At 51.2% G+C, this 22,491-nt stretch carries 22 protein-coding genes; 2 read left to right on the top strand and 20 right to left on the bottom strand.

Features of this window, described 5'->3' with window-relative positions; genetic code table 11:
• Window positions 1-6: 6 nt before the first annotated feature.
• On the bottom strand, window positions 7-885 hold the full coding sequence (locus tag KHQ23_RS00780; RefSeq protein ID WP_004151595.1) for an AraC family transcriptional regulator: 879 nt from the start codon (window positions 883-885) through the stop codon (window positions 7-9).
• Window positions 886-1,043: 158 nt separating this feature from the next.
• Here KHQ23_RS00780 and KHQ23_RS00775 point away from each other — a divergent pair, with 158 nt between their 5' ends.
• The gene (locus KHQ23_RS00775; protein ID WP_004151596.1) at window positions 1,044-1,799 is read left to right on the top strand and encodes an SDR family NAD(P)-dependent oxidoreductase; all 756 of its coding nucleotides are present in this window, start codon (window positions 1,044-1,046) and stop codon (window positions 1,797-1,799) included.
• Window positions 1,800-1,803: 4 nt separating this feature from the next.
• Here KHQ23_RS00775 and KHQ23_RS00770 read toward each other — a convergent pair whose 3' ends face one another.
• Entirely contained in the window at window positions 1,804-2,397 is a 594-nt protein-coding gene (locus tag KHQ23_RS00770; RefSeq protein ID WP_004179574.1) for a TetR/AcrR family transcriptional regulator, read from the bottom strand.
• 73 nt (window positions 2,398-2,470) lie between these two features.
• On the opposite strand from KHQ23_RS00770, the gene bdcA reads away from it, so the two are divergent.
• Window positions 2,471-3,184 carry an SDR family oxidoreductase gene (bdcA, locus tag KHQ23_RS00765; protein WP_009309031.1) on the top strand — a complete coding sequence of 238 codons (714 nt, stop codon included), beginning with the start codon at window positions 2,471-2,473 and terminating at the stop codon, window positions 3,182-3,184.
• A gap of 66 nt (window positions 3,185-3,250) precedes the next feature.
• On the opposite strand, the gene KHQ23_RS00760 is transcribed toward bdcA, so the two are convergent.
• The 18 genes from KHQ23_RS00760 to KHQ23_RS00675 all read right to left on the bottom strand — a co-directional run bounded on the left by KHQ23_RS00760 (window position 3,251) and on the right by KHQ23_RS00675 (window position 22,491).
• Complete coding sequence (locus tag KHQ23_RS00760; protein WP_004179572.1) at window positions 3,251-3,745, bottom strand: hypothetical protein; 495 nt, start codon at window positions 3,743-3,745, stop codon at window positions 3,251-3,253.
• Window positions 3,746-3,872: 127 nt separating this feature from the next.
• Complete coding sequence (gene tssJ / locus KHQ23_RS00755; RefSeq protein WP_032434419.1) at window positions 3,873-4,415, bottom strand: type VI secretion system lipoprotein TssJ; 543 nt, start codon at window positions 4,413-4,415, stop codon at window positions 3,873-3,875.
• On the bottom strand, window positions 4,393-5,478 hold the full coding sequence (gene tssG, locus KHQ23_RS00750; protein WP_004176418.1) for a type VI secretion system baseplate subunit TssG: 1,086 nt from the start codon (window positions 5,476-5,478) through the stop codon (window positions 4,393-4,395). The genes tssJ and tssG overlap by 23 nt, the downstream gene beginning before the upstream one ends.
• A complete protein-coding gene (tssF, locus tag KHQ23_RS00745; RefSeq protein ID WP_032434417.1) occupies window positions 5,442-7,196 on the bottom strand; it encodes a type VI secretion system baseplate subunit TssF in 1,755 nt (584 codons plus the stop codon). Before tssF ends, tssG begins: the two co-directional genes overlap by 37 nt.
• A gap of 76 nt (window positions 7,197-7,272) precedes the next feature.
• Window positions 7,273-7,743, bottom strand: a complete 471-nt coding sequence (locus KHQ23_RS00740; RefSeq protein WP_004190508.1) for a hypothetical protein — start codon at window positions 7,741-7,743, stop codon at window positions 7,273-7,275.
• Complete coding sequence (locus KHQ23_RS00735; RefSeq protein WP_009486337.1) at window positions 7,740-8,795, bottom strand: polymorphic toxin type 44 domain-containing protein; 1,056 nt, start codon at window positions 8,793-8,795, stop codon at window positions 7,740-7,742. The genes KHQ23_RS00740 and KHQ23_RS00735 overlap by 4 nt, the downstream gene beginning before the upstream one ends.
• Window positions 8,796-8,825: 30 nt before the next feature.
• Window positions 8,826-10,424, bottom strand: coding sequence for a type VI secretion system protein TssA (gene tssA / locus KHQ23_RS00730; RefSeq protein ID WP_032434416.1), 1,599 nt, complete (start codon window positions 10,422-10,424; stop codon window positions 8,826-8,828).
• Window positions 10,424-13,879, bottom strand: coding sequence for an ImcF-related family protein (locus KHQ23_RS00725; RefSeq protein ID WP_077254776.1), 3,456 nt, complete (start codon window positions 13,877-13,879; stop codon window positions 10,424-10,426). Before KHQ23_RS00725 ends, tssA begins: the two co-directional genes overlap by 1 nt.
• Window positions 13,876-15,084: a hypothetical protein gene (locus tag KHQ23_RS00720; protein WP_004179566.1), complete on the bottom strand. Its 1,209-nt coding sequence runs from the start codon at window positions 15,082-15,084 to the stop codon at window positions 13,876-13,878. The genes KHQ23_RS00725 and KHQ23_RS00720 overlap by 4 nt, the downstream gene beginning before the upstream one ends.
• 339 nt (window positions 15,085-15,423) lie before the next feature.
• Window positions 15,424-15,645 carry a hypothetical protein gene (locus KHQ23_RS00715; protein WP_021469292.1) on the bottom strand — a complete coding sequence of 74 codons (222 nt, stop codon included), beginning with the start codon at window positions 15,643-15,645 and terminating at the stop codon, window positions 15,424-15,426.
• 179 nt (window positions 15,646-15,824) lie between these two features.
• On the bottom strand, window positions 15,825-16,166 hold the full coding sequence (locus KHQ23_RS00710) for a maltose transporter permease (protein ID WP_223364773.1): 342 nt from the start codon (window positions 16,164-16,166) through the stop codon (window positions 15,825-15,827).
• Between the two features lie 364 nt (window positions 16,167-16,530).
• Window positions 16,531-17,629, bottom strand: a protein-coding gene (locus KHQ23_RS00705; RefSeq protein ID WP_087652570.1) for an IS3 family transposase whose coding sequence is annotated in 2 segments (ribosomal slippage) — window positions 16,531-17,377 and window positions 17,376-17,629 — 1,101 coding nt in all. Because the reading frame shifts where the segments join, the coding sequence is not laid out codon by codon here.
• Between the two features lie 192 nt (window positions 17,630-17,821).
• Window positions 17,822-18,343 (bottom strand): hypothetical protein, encoded by a 522-nt coding sequence (locus KHQ23_RS00700; protein WP_072032795.1) that lies wholly within the window; start codon window positions 18,341-18,343, stop codon window positions 17,822-17,824.
• Between the two features lie 179 nt (window positions 18,344-18,522).
• Complete coding sequence (locus KHQ23_RS00695) at window positions 18,523-19,290, bottom strand: hypothetical protein (RefSeq protein WP_015958252.1); 768 nt, start codon at window positions 19,288-19,290, stop codon at window positions 18,523-18,525.
• Complete coding sequence (locus KHQ23_RS26510) at window positions 19,277-19,537, bottom strand: hypothetical protein (protein WP_004190528.1); 261 nt, start codon at window positions 19,535-19,537, stop codon at window positions 19,277-19,279. The genes KHQ23_RS00695 and KHQ23_RS26510 overlap by 14 nt, the downstream gene beginning before the upstream one ends.
• Window positions 19,534-21,294, bottom strand: coding sequence for a M23 family metallopeptidase (locus KHQ23_RS00685; protein ID WP_015958251.1), 1,761 nt, complete (start codon window positions 21,292-21,294; stop codon window positions 19,534-19,536). Before KHQ23_RS00685 ends, KHQ23_RS26510 begins: the two co-directional genes overlap by 4 nt.
• Window positions 21,295-21,329: 35 nt before the next feature.
• The gene (locus KHQ23_RS00680) at window positions 21,330-21,692 is read right to left on the bottom strand and encodes a hypothetical protein (RefSeq protein WP_072001616.1); all 363 of its coding nucleotides are present in this window, start codon (window positions 21,690-21,692) and stop codon (window positions 21,330-21,332) included.
• Window positions 21,693-22,086: 394 nt separating this feature from the next.
• Window positions 22,087-22,491 (bottom strand): hypothetical protein, encoded by a 405-nt coding sequence (locus KHQ23_RS00675; RefSeq protein WP_179205989.1) that lies wholly within the window; start codon window positions 22,489-22,491, stop codon window positions 22,087-22,089.

The raw sequence follows: 22,491 nt of genomic DNA, 5'->3' as shown, positions 1-22,491 counted from the left end.
GCTAGGTCAGGCGCTCATTTTTTCCCGTCGACGATCGCGGCCCGGCGGCGCGCCATACAGGCGAGCGTATTCCCGGGTGAACTGCGACACGCTGATATAGCCCACCTCCCCGGCAGCCTGCGCAATACTCATCCCTTCCGCCAGCATCAGGCGGCGGGCGTGGATCAGGCGTAACTGCTTCTGAAACTGCAGCGGCGACAGCGTGGTCATGGCGCGGAAATGACGGTGAAAGACAGAGACGCTCATCCCGGCGGCGTCGGCCAGCGCGTCGACGCTGACTGGCTGCATAAAATCCCGGCGCAGCATCGCCACCGCCCGGCGGATCCGCGCCGAATGGCTGTCTACGGCGCCCAGCGCCCGGATGGCCGGCCCATGGACACTCTGCAACAGCCAGTAATGCAGCTCCCGCCGCAGACCTTCCCCCAGCACCGCCAGCGCCCCCGGTTGATCAAACAGCCTTGCCAGCCGGTAAGCGGCATCCGTCACATCGGCGTTCATCGGTTCGATACCAACGCGGGGCGCCTCATCCGGCCCTGACGGCCCGGCCTCCTGCAGCTCGCGCAGGATAGCCAGGTCCAGCTCCAGCACCAGCGCGTAATAGGGAAAACGCTGACTGGCCTCGGTGATCTGGCTGGTAGTGGGAACATCCGCGGCGATCACCATCGCCTCGCCCGGACCATAGTCAAAGCTGGCCAGGCCGGTGGTCACGCTCTTACGCCCCTGGAGCAGCATGGCCACCAGCGGCCTGGCGATAGCCGCCTGCAGGTCACCAGGATGCAGGGCCCGCACCAGAGTAATACCGGGAACCGGGGTAACTGCCACCCCGCTGCTATCGACATGAGCATCGGCAAACCGGCGGCAGAGATCGAACAGAGCGTCGCGCATAAGATCCTTTCAGGCAAGTTTTAAAGCCTGAGTATGCGCTATTTCCCGGCAAAAGGGAGTGAACGGAGAGAAATGGGCAAAAAATAACAAGGATTGGGCAACCCGGCCCGGTGAGCCTCTCCTATTGTAAGGACTCCACATACCAGAGAGGACCGAACATGACTAAGATTGCACTTATTACCGGCGCCAACCGCGGCCTTGGCCGTCAGACCGCACTGGATATCGCCCGCCAGGGTGGGGATGTCATCGTCACCTACCGCGGCAGTCTCGAACAGGCGGAAGCGGTGGTCGCCGACATCCGCGCCCTGGGCCGCAAGGCCATCGCCCTGCCGCTGGATATGGCGCAAACCGCCAGCTTCCCGGCCTTCGCCGACAGCCTCGGCAGCGCGCTGGCCAGCGTCTGGGGGCGGGCCACTTTCGACCACCTGATCAATAACGCAGGGCACGGCGAATTCGCCCCGCTGGCCGAAACGCGCGAAGCGCAGTTCGACGGGCTGTTTAACGTCCACGTTAAGGGGGTATTTTTCCTCGTACAAACCCTGCTGCCGCTGCTGGCAGACGGCGGGCGGATCGTTAACTTTTCCTCCGGGCTGACCCGCGTCTCCTATCCTGGCTTCTCCGCCTACGCCGCCGCCAAAGCGGCTGTGGAGATGCTGAGCGTGTACATGGCCCGCGAGCTGGGCGGGCGCGGCATCACCGTCAATACCATCGCCCCCGGCGCTATCGCCACCGATTTTGGCGGTGGGCTGGTGCGGGACGACGCAGAGGTAAACGCGCAGTTTGCCGCCATGACGGCGCTGGGACGGGTGGGCGTTCCCGAGGATATTGGGCCGATGATCGCCAGCCTGCTACGCGACGATAACCGCTGGGTGACCGCCCAGCGGATCGAGGTGTCGGGCGGACAAACCATCTGACGACTCAGGCTGGCAGGATGCGCTCCAGCGCCAGGCCTGCCAGCCGCACGGTCTCCAGAAGACGCGGCAGACTATCCCCTTCCCGCGCTTTCGCCGACAGGCCAAGCATCAACGTATCCATATAGTCAGTCACCCGCAGCGCGTCCTGCGGGCGATGGCGGGCGATATACTGCTGGATTTTGGCTCTTGCCGCAGCATGCCATTCGCCTGCCGCCACCCGGGCATCAGCATCCTGACAATGTACCCCCTCCAGCACCAGGCAGCCGGCGGCGGCCGGATCGGCCACATAGCGGCGAGCCGCCTCCTGCAGTACGGCGATGAGCGACGCCGCCACCGGCTGGTCGTCTCGCAGCAGGGCATCGATGGGAATGGCCCCGGTCTGGCTGTAGCGCTGCAGGACGCGGGTATACAGCCCGAGCTTACTGCCAAAAGCGGCATAAAAGCTCGGGGGGTTGATGCCGAAAGCCTGGGTCAGATCGGCCACGCTCACCGCGTCGTAGCCTCGCGCGTGGAAGAGGCGTTGCGCCGTTTCAATGGCCTGTTCCGCATCAAACTGGCGGGGACGTCCCGGAGTACGCCCTTGTTTTGTAGTGGTCACTATATTAATCCTTGACAGCTTGTTTAGCCGCAGCATATTGTAATCATCACTACAATATCATGAGGTGCGGGATATGACAGCGTTTCACAACAAATCAGTGCTGGTTTTAGGCGGGAGTCGGGGAATTGGCGCGGCGATCGTCAGGCGTTTTGTCGCCGATGGCGCGTCGGTGGTGTTTAGCTATTCCGGTTCGCCGGAAGCGGCCGAGCGGCTGGCGGCAGAGACCGGCAGCACGGCGGTGCAGGCGGACAGCGCCGATCGCGATGCGGTGATAAGCCTGGTCCGCGACAGCGGCCCGCTGGACGTGTTAGTGGTCAATGCCGGGATCGCGCTTTTCGGTGACGCTCTCGAGCAGGACAGCGATGCCATCGATCGCCTGTTCCGCATCAATATTCACGCCCCCTACCATGCCTCCGTCGAAGCGGCGCGCCGCATGCCGGAAGGCGGGCGCATTATTGTCATCGGCTCAGTCAATGGCGATCGCATGCCAGTGCCGGGAATGGCGGCCTATGCGCTCAGCAAATCGGCCCTGCAGGGGCTGGCGCGCGGCCTGGCGCGGGATTTTGGCCCGCGCGGCATCACGGTCAACGTCGTCCAGCCCGGCCCAATTGATACCGACGCCAACCCGGAGAACGGCCCGATGAAAGAGCTGATGCACAGCTTTATGGCCATTAAGCGCCATGGCCGTCCGGAAGAGGTGGCGGGAATGGTGGCGTGGCTGGCCGGTCCGGAGGCATCGTTTGTCACTGGCGCCATGCACACCATCGACGGAGCGTTTGGCGCCTGATACCTCAGGGCGGCGATGCGCGCTTTGCACCGCCGCCGCGGGGACGTCATCGCCTGTCAGGGATCTTCAGGCCAGGCTGTCGACCGCCATAAAAAAGCGATCTTCGGTAAGCATAAGCCGCGCTTCCGGGGACTGGTGCGCCTTGCGGATCATCCAGCCCTCCTCCGGGGCCAGGCTCAGATAAAACACCTCCCGGGAGCCCGCGCCGTCGGGCGCCTCAAGACTCAGGGTCACGATCCCCTTTTCCACGCCATCCAACAGCTGCTGCGGCACGATATTGACGCTGCGCTCGCCGTTTTGCAGACGAATGGCCGGGATATCGTAGCGGCAGATGCCGCTGTTGAGGCTGTAGCCAAGGGTACTCAGGTCGTGGAGATGGCGGGTCGAAATCACCACCTCAATACCGGTTCCATCAAACCACTGACTTATCTGCTGTGCCAGCGCCGCCATCTGCTGACGAAACCTGGCGATATCCGCGGCGGCCGACCCGTCGAGGGCCGCTGTCCGCCGCGGATTTTGCTGTTGCTGCAGTTTCTTAAAAAAACGTTCCCTCGCTGTCACGTTATCTCCCTGTGCTGTGATGAAACCGGTTGGGCTGGATGAAGATGGTTATCGCCCGTTCGCTGGTTACGAAGGTTGAGGGCGAACTGGCGCGATGGCCCCGCCGCAAATGTTTGTTTTTTTTACGTTACTTCGCCGCTTCAGGCCTGAGCCGTAGCTGGTTGTGTTCGGCGGTGAAAATGCGCGGCTTGTCCGGATCCAATTCCTCACGCGCCAGCACCTGCTTCCAGGTATTTCTTTGTGTGTCCGGATGGCGGAACAGGCCGACAACCGCCACGAACGTCGCCTCCGCTTCCAGCGGCATATTGAGACTGGCGTCCCCTCCGGGACCGATCACCACATCGCGACTGGCGAGGAGATCGGCGGCGAGCAGAATATCCCCCTCCTCCAGCAGCTGCTGGTAAACCAGCCGGTCAAAGGTCTGGCGATCTTTAAGCTGATAGATGCGCACCACCACCGGTTCAGAGAGCGAGTGATTCTCTCTGGCATCGGTGTTGAGCGCTTCGCGCGCGGTAAAGTCCAGATGCAGCGTATCAATTTTCTTATAAAAAACGGCGTTGAAGGCAGACTTTGTTCCCTCCGAGACGCGCTGGGTGAGTCCGCATCCGCTCAGGCAAAGCGCAAGCAGGGGCAGCAGACAGGCGGTTTTAGTCAAACTTATACGTAACACGTCGGTTTCCTTGTAGAAAGGTGGCAGGCTGCAGGCCCGTATAGGTACCCAGCTCGGTGGTAAAGGTCTGAGGAATATCGTCCTCACTCTCGCCCTCACCCACGCCCAGCACGCCGTTCATACCGAGCCAGAACGGCTCGTCCCCCAGCGGCGGGACAGCCAGCAGTCGGGTCGGCGCGGTCAGGGTGATGTTGGCCCGGAATCGCCAGCCGAGGTATACCCGCAGCAGGATGAGAAAGTCCCGAAACAGCGGGCCGTCAGGCTTCCAGCCCTGCGCCTCCGCGGGATTGTCGGTGGTAAGGGCGACGAGGAGCTGGCTGCTGGCATCCATCGCTTCGTCACCCAGCGGCGTATTGCCGTCCAGGAAGAAGTCGTCATCGCCGTAAAACCCCAGCGGCTGGCTGATCGCCACCGGACGCAGGCTGTACGGGCTCACCCTGACGGTGGTCTCCGGGGCCAGCAGGGTGACCAGCGCCTGGATCCCCTGCTGGGTTTTGCCCGGCTGACGCAGCACGCCGGTTAGCGCCAGAAAGCGCGACGCCGGCGAGGCGATATGCTGCGTCGTGCCGGGGATGCCCAGCCCCGCCAGGCCCAGTAGCGACTGCGAGAGACGATCGGTGCCGCCGGGCTCAAAGGTGGCGGGCCAGGAGTATTTCCGCCAGATGCGGTAAAACTGCGTCATGATCCGGTGGCTGAAGATATCCAGTAAGCCCTGCAGCGCTTCATGCCCTTCCCTGTGCTGGGCGATATCATCGAGATATGCCGTCGGGAGCGGCGAATCGACACCGTACAACCCCATAAAGGTGGTGCGAATGACCGGCGGCCTGCTGTCATCGGCCTCATCGTATTCCACGGCTTTCAGTTCGCTGGCGGGAAATCCCATTCCCGGATGCGGGTAAAAACGCACCGGATCGTCAGCCGGATGGCTGGTTCCCCCCATCAGCGGTTGGCCGGGACGCCGTTTTTCCAGAAGCTGGCAGAAGCGGTAAAAATTGATCCGCGGCAGGTCGGCCTCCAGTCGCGGGGTCAGCCGGGAATGCGGCGGCTGTGCTTCTCTTCCCATTCCAGTCGTTCTCCGGTTGGTTGCAGAATGATAATCAGGCGGTTGAACAAGTAGATGTCGGTGTAGAGCGCGAAGAAGCGGCTAAGCATCTCGCCAAACAGGCATATATCGCCTCGTCCGGCAAAGCCGTGACTGTCGAGGGTGACTTCAATCTGTACGCCGCGCACCAGATGGCCCTGTGCAAAGCGCTCTGTTGCGCGGTGCTTCACGTCGAGGATGGCTTCCAGACGCCGACGATTCATCTCGCTGTCGGTCCATTCATACAGCGCCAGGGTGCCGCGCAGGACCTCCGCGTTATCCATCAGGGAAAGAAAACTGCTGCCCAGATGGCTCAGCACCCGCCAGTGAAAACGGTCCTGGGCGGGGGGATAGCACGGCAGCGTCGGCGCGCAGAGGTTACGCACTGCAATACTGGCGGAAGTGGTTTTCATCACCGTATCGAGCACGGTGCTCTGCAGCGCGCGACGCGGCAGCTGGCCGTTGGTTCCGGTGAGGGTCAGCGACAGGCTTTCATCTTCCGGTACGGTATGATTATCAAAGGCTTCTCCGCCGACGATAAGCCAGGTGTTGTACAGCCCGGAGGGGCCACGGCGCACCCGGGTATGATAGTAATAGTCCGCCGCGTCATGACGCATCATGCCGCCTTTGTGGCGAAAACTTGAGAACGGCGCGTAAACCTGCTGGTGTGAGGAGATCACGGAATCGACGGTGTAAATTTCGGTGTGGCCGTCCTGCACGCGCATCGGGCGCAGCGGGTATTCGGTCTGCAGGGAATTGATGGTCAGCGGATCGGACTCCAGCGGAAACAGGTTGAGCACTGGCACGCAGTGCAGGCGCAGCTGCTTTTCGCTGAAGCGGAAGTCATGTTCCCAGCGTTCCGCCAGCACGACGTCGATTTCAAACCACGCCAGTCCGGCCGGAAAAGCCACCGTCTCCAGCCCGCGCAGATCGATGAACATGAACTTTTCGCGGAAGGTAAAATACTCCAGCAGCAGCTGGTAACCGCGAAAACTGCGGCCATCTTCAGGCCAGAGGCCGTCATCCTCGCCAAATCCCAGCGCGCTGAAATACCCGTCCAGCGGCCTTCTGTCCACCTCATCGGGCATGTGCAGCCACATCCGGGCCACATTGAGGGTAAAGGCCTCGTGCATGGCGCAGGCCAGCGGCGCATCGGCGTTGCAGTAGAGCGGGATATGACTGAGATCGACCCGGCGCCAGTCCGTCAGCTGGCTGCAGGTAAAGCGCAGCGTGATCACCGACCGGCCATCCGTATCGGTGGCCAGCTGGACGCGCTCCAGGGATAACGGCTGCAGAGCGATCGCTTTGGTGGTGGTGTACCGGCAGCGCGTGCCCTTTTCACCGATCGGCCGGGAAAGCACTTCAAAGCCTTTGGCCATCGTCATCGGCTCTTTCATTTCCGGCCAGTCGGGGGTGAACTCCACGACCGACATCGAGGGAATGGTACGTAAATAATGTGGCCACAGCAGACTGACCACGCCTTCGGTCAGCTCAGGCAGATCGTCATCGAGTTTCTCGCGCATGCGGCCCATCAGGAAGGCAAAACCTTCAAACAGGCGCTCGACAAAGGGGTCGCGGGCGCCCGCTTTGTCGAGATTGAGCATTGCCGCCTGATCAGGATGAGCGCGGGCAAACTCTTCACCCGCTTCCAGCAGGTAGCGCATTTCAGCGTCGTAATAACGCAAGGTTAAATCGTCCATAAATTAATATTGATTTCCTTTCAATCATCAGATTTTGAAACTGGCAACTAAAAAAATAACCTTTATAACACCTGAATTAATACTTATAATTAAATGCCTTTATTTTTTTTAAACATTTATTGCTTGAACCATTTTTAATCGCGCCCTTAAAAAAATCATCTTTTATATAAATCGATGCGTAGCACACGCCCTCTTTTGAAGAAAGAATAAAATTTTGACCACCGCTACCTGCAGCGTTATATTCGTATTGACCACCAACCCTCCAACCAATGTCGAGCGCTGCATCTTTCCTAATCAGAGATGTAAACGAAGCTTTAATCTTAACTCTTTTTCCAGGTGCTATAATTTCAGGCTTTGATCGTACTATACGCGCGACTTCGTCAGGCTCAGGTTCGACATTATATATACTCTCACCTGCATATACGAATATAGTTTCGTTAGTGTTATTTATAATAACAACGACTGGCCTTATCGGAATAAAATGAGCGACAAGGACTAACACCGCTATAAATAATGCAATACCCGTTAACGTTTTTGTTTTTTTCAAAATGATTCGTCACTTTTTTCTGGATTATCTGTATTCCAGCACCAATGATTTTCTCTTGAGTGAGGAAGGTGCGCGCCAGGTGTTGTTTCTAAAACGCAAAGAATATTATCTGCCGTCAACGTCTCAGCAAATTTCCCATGTTCATAAAATAGATTAAACCCTATTTTCATGCTAGTAATGTCATCCATGGTATCATCCCCCATGGCACCTGGCGTCATGTTTTGTTCCCAAGTGGACCCTTTCAAGAGAATTGCTTCAGAAAAACCGACACTACGTCCAACATAACCATAATGTATGTTTGACCAAACATCATAAAAATAATCATGCTGTTTAAACTTATGATAATAAGACTTTGATGATTTTCCTTTCCTGGGAAGTGGTCGTGCTACTGCAACGGATGAAAAAAAATCGCGGATCTTCGGTTTATGATCCCAGATTGAACCTGTTTTCACGGTCTGATACCAAATAGCCATTGCAGCAAGTAAATCTGCTTTAGGGGGCGGCCCCAGCCTTGCATAAAAGGGAAGTTTATTCCATTCAGTAAGTCTTTTTATTATAAAATCTTCGTCGATTAAATATCGTATTGTTTCTGCCGTATCGCTTCTGACATTCGCCTTTATTTCACTTAGTATATATTCTGCAACTTTAATCGCCCCATCTGTGTGAGTACACTGTCGTTCAGTCTTATTTTCTGGATGAAGATTCTTATAGGGTTCCTGTAAAGATGCCATAAGCCCATCGAGTGAAAATAAAGTAGTTATGCATTCACCTCCTTTCTCATAAGTATCATTCATCATTGATGGAATAAACTTCGCCTTACAGGGGCAAGTACTACAGCTGTCGAGGGTTCCGGCCATTCGCCGGCCATGAATGGTATCGTTGTCGATGCCACCGGCAATCTTGTATAGCCCTGCGTGCTTTCCGCAAGTGACGCTGTCCTGCTCCCGGGCAACAGGTTTATCAAACAGAGTGTGATCTTCTGCGCCTGTAGTGATTCTTCCGCCGCAGGTCGTTCTGTCTCCCTGTACCAGATAAAAACCTTTTGCTGCCATATGTTCTCCTTAGTGTCAGTTTCCGTTCTGTTAGCCGCAAAGCACCGCGCTACTGGCTGGATCGAGCGCAATCAGACCTGCCAGCAATTGATCCATCTCCGGTTGCAATCGTAACTTTTCACTCTCGCTGCGCGTGGCTTTCATGCGCAGTAGCCTGAGCCGTCGCGATTTAATCTCGAACAACAGGGCTGGGATCCACTGCGTGAGGGTGATTGATCCCGCCGCATCGTCGAGTTCTCGCAGAAGATAGAGCGCGAGGTCATTCTTCCCCTTTTGTTCGGCCACGCGGGCCATCAGCAGGCGCAACAGCCATTTTTCTTTAGTGGATTCAGTGCCCGGGCGCGTCTGAATCCAGTGGAGTGCAGCATCGAGACCGTCAGTGTCAGCCTTCTCGAGCGCTTCAGGTTCAAGGGCCAGAATGTCGTTATCAGCGCCGCTGGCAGCCGATACTGGCTCATCCTGCCAGACGGACATATCGTCGAGTACACTCTGATTTATCCAGTTCAGCGTGACCTCATCGGCAAAGGGTGTGCCGTCGTTAAAAGCTAATGTTTCAAGCCCGGTGAGACGGCGCAGCAATCCTTTCAGATCGGCAATTATAATATCGGCCAGCACATCCTGACCCGACCTCACCAGCGCCTGATGGATATACCATTGCAGGTCAAGCCAGAGGTGGTTAGCGCCACGTGAGAAGGTACTGTCCGCCTGTTCCAGTATCTCCGACCAGCTCTGTTGCAGGTACAGCCGCTTGAGCATGGCATGCTGATCTGCTCTGGGAGGCTCGATACGTGTTTTTCCTTCAGCATCAGGCGCAGGGATGATTGTCAAGGTGTCATGACGAAGGCTTTTCATTAGCCGATGTGCGGCAAGCCAGCCATCGGGTTGAACACGCAGATATGCTGTCAGGGTTCGCGCCTGGGCCAGCAGATCCTGACCGGAGGTGATGTTACTGAGAACCGGCGCTTCGTATTCAGCCATGCGTGAAGCGGTTTGAGCCAGCCCCCGGTTTCCGACGTTCTGCGGCACCACCGCATCGACTCCCCCGCCCTTTATCAAACGAGACTCCAGAGCACCCCAGAGTGCTTGCAGATCTGGCCGTGATGTTTCTGGTTCTGTCGTCAGACAATCATCAATGAGAAGCAGCGCGCCGACGGTACGCCTTGCGTCCTCCCGCACAACTTCTGGAAAAAGTGAAAGACTGTCTAAGATACGAGTACCCGCCAGCCACTCGAGGGCTGCTTTGCGGCTACGGTCGCGCTGCGGATAAAGCTGCATACCATATCGTTGCAGCAAGCCTGCCAGCAGCTCCAGCCCATCGGCCAAGCCAGCTTCCCCGTCCTGGTGCAAACGGGCCCAGCAGTAATAGGTAACAATCCGGATATCTTTTGTTGTTGCCAGTAACTGTCCAGCCAACTGGCAAATCAGTACGGTATCGACACCGGAGATCTTATTGACCTCCTCGCGGATACGCTGAAAATCATCGTCATAGCCCGGATCGTCCCCGGTTGGTTGGGCGTCACTGACTGGCGCAAGCCAGGACTGCCACTGCGCCTGGCGTGACCGGGCCTGCTGGCGCAGTGCGCTTTCATCCAACTGACTGGCGGCAACCAAATTTTGTAAAATGCTCATTATTCCATCTCATCCATGTCACTATTCCCTACCCCCGTCGTCAGAGCCTGTGCGCTCTCAGCCGCATCGACAGTGAAAATCTGATCCGGCAGGGTCAATCCGCGCAGCGCCAGAAGCGCCAGCGGGCCGCTCCCAAGCTGGGAGCGCAATACCCACTGCAGGGTGCGGCCATCCGGAGCGGAGAAGCTCATCATCCACTGGCTGCGATCCAGCGGATGGCGTTTACCCTGCTCCAGCCAGCGAATAAAGCCCCAGGTACCGCTGTAGTCACCGAACAGACGCGTGCCCGCATTGACGGTGGTCCAGGTAAGCAGAGTGCCGGGTTTATACGTCTCCCCCGGCCAGCGGAAAGTCTGCCAGTCGGCCATCTGATTGAAATAGCGCAGCTTTTGGCCGTCTATCGTCAGCTGTGTCTCGACAACCTCCGGGGCAGGCCTGGCCTGTAACTCAAAGCTGATCCCCTGGCTGCCGTCGGTGAAAAGAATGTCGGACAGCTGGCTTAGCTGGTTGATCGCGCGCAGAAAGGCCGGATTAAAGACCAGGCCGTGACTGTTGACCTTATCCGGCACCCATTGACTGCCTTCTTTATGCAGGACACCGTTCAGCTCCGTCGTGAGAAAACGTTCGATTCGCCCGCTGTCTTTGCGCACAAACTCAGCCAGCATCGACAGGGAGGCATCGCTTTTGCTGGCGGCAAACGGAAAGCGTCCGTCAAAGGCGGTGTGCCAGTTGGCGACCACCGAGCGGCGCCATTTATCATTCAGACTGGCCGCCGACGGCAGAAGCACGGTTTCCCAGGCCTGAGTCAGCGGCTGCACAAACAGAGTGTTGCCGAAGCCACTCCACTCTTCGCCAAGGCTTGCCGAAATCAGGCTACCGTACTGTTGCGTGTCGGTCAGGTCGACGCTTTTCCCCTGGAAGACGGTCTGCGCCAGGACCTGCATCATTTCCTGCGGATCGGAGGCATTCGCAACCTGCTGCAGGCGCAGGCGCACGCGGGTGATACGGGTCAGATAGGTTTGCAGGCTCAGGGTGCTATCGGCCGACATGACGTTGCTGCCCGTGTTTTTCCCCATCAGCTGGAGCAGTGGGCCGAACGTGTCATCCAGAGGCCCCTGCGGGCCGGCTGCCGACTGGTCGATGACCGGCTTGTCTTTCCCGCCCACCAGATCTTTGGCCGATTTAATAAGGCTGTCCGACAGCCCCTCCCTTTGTTGCCCCGCCTGCCCCTGCCAGGCAAGGGTATTCATCAGGGCAATCAGCGGCGACTGGCGGACATCGCTTATCAGCGTGAGCTGGTCGGTAACATCGGCGATATTGGTCGCCGGATTAAGTCGCAGACTGTTGAGAAAATTCAGCCAGCTGCCGGCGAAATCGGTGAAGTAGCGTCGGGTCAGACGCGCTTTCAGCGCCTCCGGCGACAGGTCTGTCGACATCGTTTTGCGCGAATCGCTCAGCACCCAGTCGATTTCCTCCCGGCGTGAGCTGGCTGCCTTATCAATGGCCTGCTGAATGCCGCCTTCCCATGCCTGGCGGGTAAACATCCCCGGGACCACTTCATCGGTGGTAAACAGCCGGCGCGCATCGGTGCCACTGGTCATGTCTTCCAGCGATACATCGGCAAAATTACGACGCACGGATTTGAGCATGTTCTCATATAAGGTGCTTTCGGCATTGCGGCGACCTAGCTGCTGCAACAGAACCTGACGGCTCTGACTCACCCGTTGCGCATCCGGGATGATCTTCCACTCTGGCCGCTCGGGCAGCAGGGAGAGATAAAAGGCCCACAAATCCGGCGCCAGACTTTGCCACAGACCGGTCGAGATCCCCATTCGCGTCGGCTGGACCGTTTTCATGGTCTGCGCAAAAAATGCGCCATCGGCTTTATCCGGACGAGCCATCATCAGCCAGGCTTTCAGCTGGTCATAGCCCGGTTTCGCCAGCCTGGCTCGTTGGTCGCTATTGGGGGCGGAGTTGACCAGCGCGTTGAGCGCCTGCTGCAACGCGGCATTGGCCGGGTCACGTATCAGGCGATGATTTGCCACACCGTACCAGGGTAGGACGGCGTTTAATAGTTGCTGATGATGGTCCAGACCAAAGCGCCGATACCAGGGCGCCCCCTTCTGCCCATCGTGCACGAGACGGCCGGCCTCATTGCGCAGGGCATGGAGGGCCGTCAGTTGATAGTCAGAAACGGAGGGGTGGGCCACCAGGTCGCGGGCTTTTCCCGCTACCGAAGCAATCTGACTGTAATTGAGGGCAAAGGAGAGCAGCAGTCCCGCCGCCCACAGGCCGAGGATGGCCAGCAGACCGCACGCCAGGCCCCGCTCCCACGCCATTCCCACGTGATGCCCGCGTAAACGGCGGCAGTCATCGACGATCCCCTGCCAGGTGACGGGCAGCGTCAGGAGATGAGGCTGGCCCGCAGGCGAGGTATCCGTCTCCTGATACGGATCTACGGTACGAGGCTCTGGCAGGCTAAACATCAGGCCTCGCAGCGCAAGCCGCTGCCGCGAGGCGGTCAGCCACGGCGCCAGCTGCCGGCGCCATTGTGCGATCTCCCCGTCGATAAGCTGCTGCCCCAGACGCAGCAGGAAGTCGTGGCGGGTATCCGCTGCGATCTGGTGCATCCCCTGCTCCCGTAGCGTGGGCAACATCTGCGCAAGCTGACGGGCGACATCTTCCTCAGTGGCGCGCAACGGGAAGCTAACCCCTACCGCCTGCACCGCGCGGTCAGCCTGCGGCCACTCACTGTCGCACAGTTTCCATAACCAGACCGGGGCGGCATAGCCCAGCAGTTCGCTGATTTTTTCCAGCCCGCGCAGGTCGCTCTCGCTTATCTGCGGCGTCAGGGTGAGAGACGACGGCATCACCCGCACAATCCCATCCAGAGGACGACCGCGGCGCAGCTTGCGCAGCGCGATGTATTTTTCTCGGTCAGGCTCCGATGCAAGGCTGCCGCCGTAAATCAGCACGGTGCGGTTGCCTTCAAGCCAGTGCTGCTGACGCAGGCCAGGCACCAGTTGTTCGATTGCCGCCTCGTCGCCGGTGACTAAAAGCAGGCGGACTTTGCGCCGCCAGTGAATTCCAATTCGGGTTCGCAGATGGTCACGAATCCTGGCACACATCACCACTGCTGGAGAAACAGAGATGTTTTCACTCTCATCTTTTCTCTTATTGTCATCACCACGAGTGACATCCAGGAGCGCCTCAAACTCCTTTTTACCGGCACTGCGAGCTGTCCACAGGAGCATAACTAACATGATAAAGATACATCCGGTAATGCAGCACCCACCAATAAGCCAGTAATTCTGCTGCTGACTATCGCCCTCAAGTCCGGCCATGTCAGGATGTTTCCAGACGATAAATGTCATTGCAGCCAAGAGTAAAAAGAGAATGAATACGACTGAAAGATAGCGACCTTCCGTAGTTTTCGGTGCTAAAAGTAACTTCACAGATCCATCTCCTGTCTTGAAGCTATCGGGGTAATAAGCGTGCTCCATAGCACTTTCTGAGTGGTATCCCCGCAGATAATCATCTGCGGGGATTGTGTTTGTCGGGCGATTTCAGTGGCGGCAGCAATAGCCAGCCAGGGTGCAGCGGCTCCAGCATTCCCCATGGATATATCGAGTGAAATGACAGCCTCATCTTTTACGCACTGCGCAGGATGTGCATTCTGACATCCAATCGCTTCTGCACGTTGCTCACCTGTCATTCCAGCGAGCCATAAATTTTTCACCATACTTTCTTTTAGCGGGACGTTCCAGGCGGCCATCCTCATCCCTTCGCTAAGTTCACCTGAGGGAGCAGCATCTGGCCGGTGTAGTAATGCGAGGGGGTCAAGCGCCTCTTGCGTTAGGCGGTTGCCAAGAAGTAGAGCAACAGCCGCTTCAGCAGTATTGTTTGTAACAACCGGATCAATCTGGAGGCCAACGATCAATAACATTGCTTTATCTTTAATACGTTCATTTAACCAGCGGTCAATTACACTAAGACCACGCCCTTCAACGTGTTCAACAGGAAAAGTGATATTGTTCTTTTGCCATGCCTCATCCCAGTAATGGCGAATGTTCTCCAAAGGCAGCGATGTTGTTACATCAAAAACTACTACTAGTGGGCATTTATCAGGGATTTGTGTAAAAGGAATGTCTGCAATCATCTGCGAAAAAATATTCATTATCACGAATTCCATAGAATCCTGCGGGCTGGAAGAAATTTGGCTCATTCTGGCGCTTTCATTACCATCCCGGCCGACCTGTGAAACAATAATGCTGTCGTTATTTTGCATAGCAATAGCGGTATCTTTCTGAGCAACTGATGAGTGGCCGGTAATAAATGTTGCACTCAGCACTTGTAATGCACGCCGTGCCTTACGGGTTTCTCGAAGAATCCACTGTTCTCGCTGTTTGTCAAAAGCGTTTGCTTTGCTATCCTGTAAAGACCAAACAAGCAGACGAGAAGAAAGCAAGACACTCCACAAAGCAACAGGAAAACCTAAAGCTAATCTCCAGAAGTACAGATTTTCAACATAATGCCCAAATATACGCATTATGATAATACTGACTGAAAGCATGACAACCAGAGCAACAAGCCAACGAGAAAATTTCAGAGGTTTAGGTCTGGGGTAGCGTTCTGGCAAATGTTTAAGTGTATATGGCATTAATTTCCTCATATTACAGGATGGCTAAATTAGCTCGATATGCAGGCGAAACAAAAACTCACCACATTATATTTCTTTCATTAGCAAACTCACACTTAAACATACGACCATCCTTTTTGGTAAAAAACAGAAATCAACGTGCTAGTTTACTTTTGTCGTTGAAGTGGCCTTCCATTTTTTTCAGCATGTAATTTAACAGAGACTTGTCTTTTTTAATTATAATCAGGAATCGGAGGGTTTTCTCCACCCCACCTACCGTTTTCAACCATGATATTCTCTTCCCCTCGTAGTGCATATTTCAATCCATTTTATACGCGAAATAGTTGACAGTAACTGGGTCTATCCCACCAATACATCCAATTTATAAGCAAATAAAACAGTGCCTTCGTCATTGGTAAAGCTACTGTTTATTTCAACTGATTCTTTTACCCCCCCATTCAGATTAATATCCATTTCACAGTCAATAATATAATCATTTGAAATGCAATCATCCTTACCCTTTGTCACCTGTTTTACAGATAAATACTCTGCAGTATTATTCTGGTTGATTTCCTTTTTCATCACCAGTAAATGCTTACCAGAATTACCTTCCCGCTTTGTAGAAAAGATTGGATTTTTAGTAAAAATAGAGTTTATTGGCTACAAAATAATATGCAACACAACCTAAAAAGCAGCAAGAGCGCTGAATAATGATTAATCAACAACACCTTTAATTTAGAGCAAGATGCTTACATCAATACTCACAAGCTATTTTTGCAGCATAAATTTATTGGCAGCTTTGCAAGCCAAAGTTCCGTCGGGAAGAGAATCAAACAAAGAGGTAAAGTTATATAGAACTGTTTTCCCATTAACTTTCTTAAATTCAATAAAATACCCATAAGCACCATCATCATCACATTTTTTCTAATAGACTCTGGTAGAGCAAAAGATACATTCCATACACACACTTTTTCATTTGGGAAAACTGCCGATGTGTTAACAGGATACTTTGATTTTTTGTCCACTCCCCAGCCATAGTAAACCTCAGATACATTGACAATGTGTACTGTATTTATTTTTGATAAGTAAATCACTTTCAACATAACGCCACATTTCTTTTGAAGACATTTCAATCAACAACTTCTTATTATTTTTTTAAAAACCTGTCTTAGAGAATCTATATTTGAGTTATCCATACACTCTTCTGCCAGTACACATGAGCTGTAACCAAGTAACAATGCTAAAACATAATAATACTTCACATCACCTCCAGTATTAAATTTTTTTTATCACCTTGTTCTTCCATCCTCTTTCGAGAGTAGATTGGCTCCAAGGCTTTCACGCAACTCTGCAATATTAGAAATCGCTGCTTCTCTCGAGCCCGAATTTATTATTTTTTGTGCATAAGAATAATATGAATTAGGTACATAGAACCTGACCCTGGCCCAAAATCAGTGCAGTGCTAAATCAGAGATCTTCGTCTTTCCGGAGATTTCGGATGAATTCAGCCGGAGTCATGTCATTTAATGATGAATGCGTTCTCTCATGATTATATTCCCTGCGCCAGTTGTCGAGTTTGTCCTGCGCATCTTCCAGCGAGAGAAACCAGTGAATGTTCAGGCATTCATCCCGCAGACTGCCGTTCAATGATTCAATAAACGGGTTATCCGTTGGTTTTCCGGGGCGGGAGAAGTCCATTGTAACACCGTGCTGATACGCCCATTTATCCAGACTTTTCGAGATAAACTCGCTGCCGTTATCTGTCTGAATACGTACCGGCAGGCGCTTGCCCAGCACCCGCAACCTTTCCATCACACCGACCACATCCTCACCTTTCAGCGACTTTCCGGCATGGATCGCCACACACTCCCGACTAAAATTATCCACTACAGTCAGCGCCCGGAAACGTCGTCCGTTAAACAGGTTATCCGACACGAAATCCATACTCCAGCACTGATCGACTCCGCTCAGGACCGGACGTTGCTGACGATGTGCTGCACTGACATGCCTGCGGGGGCGCTTTTTGCGCAGGTTGAGGCCTTCCAGACAGTAAATCCGGTGTGTTTTCTTGTGGTTAACAGGCCAGCCTTCCCGCCGCAGCTGAATATGAATACGCGGGCAACCGTAGCGGATCCGGGTTTCCGCTATTTCCCGGATACGCAGGGTTATCGCCCGATCATCCCGCCGGCTCTGCCAGTGGTAAACGGTTCTGCTCTGCATCAGCAGTCCGCATCCCCGTCGGACACTGATACGGTAAGCCTCCCGCAGAAAATGCACCGCCTGACGCTTCTGAGCCGGCCTCAGAACTTTTTTTGATAACTTCCTGCAGCATCACCTTGTCCAGACTTAAATCAGCCACCAGACGTTTCAGACGCTGATTCTCTTCCTCAAGCTGGCGCAGGCGGCGCAGTTTTGTCACGCCCATGCCGCCAAACTTTTTCTTCCAGTTGTAAAATGTGGCTTCAGAAATGCCCATCTTTCTGCAGACTTCCTCCACCCGAGTGCCGGTTGCGGCCTGTTTCAGCGCAAATGCTATCTGTTCTTCGGTATAGCGGGTCTTTTTCATGGCGATGTGCCTCTCTGTGAGATGGAAGAAAGACCGGAGACTTCAGTTTAGCCTGACACTGTTTTCAGGGAGGAGATCAAAGGTTAAGCGGGATACTTACAGAGAACATTTCCCCAGCAATGGCACTTGAAAAACACAGCATACATATGATTAATGAAAAGTATCTAAACAAAGCTACTGACCTCAATATCATTAAGGACTGGAAGGGAGTATCTTTGATCTTATAGACTGGCAAATGGACCTTCCTAAAAGCTTATAGCTAATAATTCCATCAACATTCAACTCATTCGTAAAGATATGCCCAGGGGCTTTTGAGTCGAACGTATAAATAAATAACTTATTATCTTTCATTGCATAAAAAAGAACTCCATCGAAACCAGAAACTTGATCATCAGAGTAAGATGATAATATTTTGGCAATCTGAGTTCTGGATGATAAATCTGTTATGGATTTTATTAGTATATTGTCATCAATACCTTTTGGGAGCGTATTCAAATATACGTTATCAATATAAGGGGTATAATCATTTTGATCGCACGAAGGAGTGTGAGGATTGTCCACACCGTAATAATTTCTAAAAAAGCCATCAAGGACATATTTATAATCATTTGCAGAAGGCAATGTCTTTACAAGTAAGGATATTCCTCCGGGATCACCTGCTATCACTCTCAATGACAACAACAGTAACATACTTATAGCTATAAAATTTTTCATCGACCGCCACCTTCATCTTTCACAGATTTAGTTTTGCTATCAAATCCGAAAAAATTATTGATTTTACTGAGGGTTGATAATCCATGCTTATCCTCATGAGAAAGTATGATTGGGATCAATTGCTAATGATTCACGAGAAAATTTTTTGCGCTGATAGTAAATAGCCATTTGAAAAAGCATCATTTCATATTGATAAGCTCCCCCCCCAATTCATCAAGTGTTTTCTCTCCCGAGAAAAGCTGTCGGCATTTACTGTCAATTACAGCATCATCTTTATCTCTTGGGAATATAATTTTCATTTTTCTTGCTATATCCCACACACCTGGGAATGAATCAACCGCACAATCCAAATCGTTTGGCGCAATATATTCTCCATTGACAGATATTTTCCCTAGATATATTGAACCACCAGGGTAAAACAAGCTATTCTGATCTGGCTCAGATGAGGAATTACTCCAAAAACCTTTGCCTGACAAAAGGTTTTTATTCCCATTAAACTTAGATACTATCGCCTGATATGACCTAAAGTGAGCATCAATCACAACTAATGCCAGAACTAATTTTTTTTCAAAATTAACATCTATAATAGAAGAAATTGAATTATTAAAGTAATGAATAGAATGAATTCGAATTGACTGTCCTTTGCAATCTATAAGCTCCTTAACATCAAGATATTTATTTCCTGATGCTAAAAGCACGCCTAAATGATCACTAGTTAGAGAAATACCTCCAGCACCAGAGATTAATGAATCATTCCAATTTTCTATTTTGCATGAGTAATCCGTATTTAATTGATCATCGTGAACATTTACATATCCAGCTTTATCCTTATCTAAATGGATGCTTACACCATCGATATCAATTGTGTTGTAATATCCAGCCCAAGAATTAAGAGCAGTAGCACAAAGCATCATAAACAAAAATGAATTAGTTTTAAACTTCATCATCAATCATCTCTTTTGCTTTTTTAGTAGCTATTTTCCTTTCTGCAATTCCTTTATCTGCACCATTTATATTTTTAGTTACTTTCAAAATAATGCTGTCATCATCAGATTTCCCAATTTTGTCCTCATCCATAATTTTGAGAACTTTAGACTTAAAACAAACTATAAAAAAACCACCTGTATCAATACAGTTATATGCATTTTCTGTCACTTTCTGAGGGTTTCCTATTTTTGGTGGTTTTTTCTTCATACCGGCTGAATTTTTTTCTTGTACTCCGGGTCATCCCACCAATATTTATCAAAGTCATTTTTTGACAACCAACCTCGATATACCCAGTAGCTTGAATATGTGTTAAGTCCAGTTAGCATTTTAAACCCTCTACCTCTGAATTTTTGTGCATCTACATCTCCACAGTTACCGTTAATCCAGCTATAGGATCCTGTGATATACCCTCCACGGGAATTGTATTTTTTCCCGGAGAAATAGTTATCCTTCTCGGCTTTAAGAGCTCCGTACCAATGACCTAGCTTAGTAGTTTCATTAAATGTTGATGCTTCAACAATCACACCACCTTGCTGAACACCATCAACAATAATTTGTTGCTGGCTAGTTTCTTGCATGGACAATAAATAACCTGATTCAACTGCACCCTGCCCTAAAAAATGACAAATTCTATTTGCATCAGATAAGTTATACTTTCGCATGATTGTATTTATGTCCGCATAGTACTCTAATGTAATATTTTTAATACCTTCAAGTGCATTTTTATTTTTTTTACTAGCATTCGCCGTCATTACTTTTTCAATTACTTCAGAGTCGAGCCAACTACATTTCCTGAAATGTCGAATAAATGATTTTGGCTCAAAATGCCACAACCGGTCAGAACTCAACGCTCCAGAATCAAAGCATAGTGCTTCCGCATGGGATTTAAACTTTGCATAATCGGCTTCCGTCATCGGTTCATGCTCTTCATTTCCCGTTTTCAGCCACGAAAAACGGATGTCGATCGTACTTTTTTCCCATTCAAATGGGAAATGACAGATTAGCTTCCCGCACTGGTTATCGAAGTCACCAACTTCGTGAAGTTTCTTGATAATAGCTGAATTACACTGGCTGTTGCTATCACTATCGTCATCTACCATCTGCCAGCCCGTCCAGTGAGGGAAATCAGCGTCACTAAACTTTTTAATACTGGAATCAGCAAGGTTGATCACCCCTTTACCACCCGGGTAATTGACTGTCATCCATAATGGTGCGTCTGCCGGTACCAGTGTTTCATGGTCCGTGTTGATCACTCGCCCAAAGCGAAGTAATTCAAACCCGGCACTTGGGCTCTCCTTATAATTCCGCATCGCGGTTTTATAGAGATTGTATTCGTAGTCATCACCATCTGCATTAACCAGTGGTTCACCCAGCAGATCATATTTTCCGTCAGTCTGCGTATTTTTCTGACGAGTAACCATCGTGCACTTGCCTTGGGCCAGAGTCATGCTGGCATACAGAGGCACATTGCTGGTATATAGTTCAGAAAGTCCGGTGGTAGAAATGCTGTTATCTGCTGGAGCCTTGTCATAAAACTTTGTCTGCGGTGGCAGATAAAAGTGAATATCACCATAAACCGCATCGGTGCGGCCATTCTTCGAAATATCCAGCTCTCCTGTTTTCCTGCCCGTTAGCTTGCTGATGTTGTCATCATCGCAGAAAATCTGGAAATGGAAAGCATTCACTCCATCAACCATGCCTGGAAGGCCTATAGGATCCTTACGGTAAACTTTATCACCGGCTTTAACAGTTTCAGCCAGCGACTTCAGATGCATGTATAAGGAATAGAAAGCCACTTTTCCTTCATCACCGCTACCGATCTCGGTTTCATGCTTTATGAGCACATAACCATCATTACTCCCCTTTGTATTGGGTTTATCGGCGTTGATGTTGAATGGTGCTAGGTCGCGCTTGTCTGAGCTTTTGCGGAGTGAAATGACGGTACCGTCAGCTATCGCCCGCACGCTCTCAGCAGGCCTTCCAAGATGTTATTACCTGTTTATTTCTGAATATTAATCTCATATTGTTTTTCAAAATATTGCCCCGCACTAGCAACAACCCCGCCCCTAATATTAATTGTTACAATCCCTTGCAACTGAGGCTTACCTTCTATAGTAAAGTTATTATATACATATTTTGTGTAATATTTTTTTTCAGAAAATACTAATTTCAATCCAGAATTTGATGGGTGAATTTCATAACTCAGATCAACAACTGGTCCTGTACCTCCAGAGATGGTGATTGGAACATAATATTCCTGATCTATATATCCACCTGGTAACTTATTAGGCTCAAATACAAGGTGATTGCCACAGCCAGTTAGAAAGAAAGAAATTACAAAAGCTCTTAGATAGTGATTCATTTTTAATCATGATATTTTTGTAAATACCATCCCCCCAAAAGTATGGTTTAGAAATTCTCCTAATTTTAATGATACTCGAAGCGAGTTATCTTTAACTTCACCCCATGAAAAAAGTCTCAGCGAGACAAGCTCTTCTAAACTCGTTTCGTTAGTGATTATCCAGATTAAATTCCTTCCTCAATTTTCAAAAAACTCCATCTCTAAATTACCAGGGATAAGATCTTTCGATTATTTCGTCAGGCTTTTAGGATTACGGTAAAAAAACCTGGTGTTACTTGTGCCCACCTTGACATACCCACTCTTTTAAAACCACTCGATATCACCCCTCCAAATTGTAATACCGGCGACCACATTGTCTACTTTAATATCATTAAAGACATGATCTAAAATAAATTCAATCAACATTTATTTGATATTTTTTAGTAAACACCTGTGATTTTGAATACATAGATACATATGTTTTTGCAACTATTTCAACGGTTATCACACCTTTTATTCTGGGCACTCCACTTATTACAAGTTCGTTAGGGCTGCTACCTTTGTTAAAGTCATTTTTTTCATTCCCCATAAAGCTTGGTTCTATATCCAGACCGGAATTATCAGGAGTTAATTTTGCTCTAAAATTACTTGAAATAAAAGAAATAACCTCTCCACTCCCCTGAAATCTCATAACCAAACCTTGCTGATAAAACGTCCCTATCTTGGCATTTTTCAACCGCCCCCCACTTGGATAAAACTCTATTTTACCTGAAGAGCAGGATGCTAAAAAAACAAACAAACAGATTAGATATTTTTTCAT

The sequence above is a fragment of the Klebsiella sp. 64 genome, from assembly GCF_018223915.1.
GTDB classification, from domain to species: Bacteria; Pseudomonadota; Gammaproteobacteria; order Enterobacterales; family Enterobacteriaceae; genus Klebsiella; species Klebsiella pneumoniae.
The sequence above is the reverse complement of the archived record's forward strand: the minus strand, read 5'-3'. Positions and strand labels throughout refer to the sequence as shown.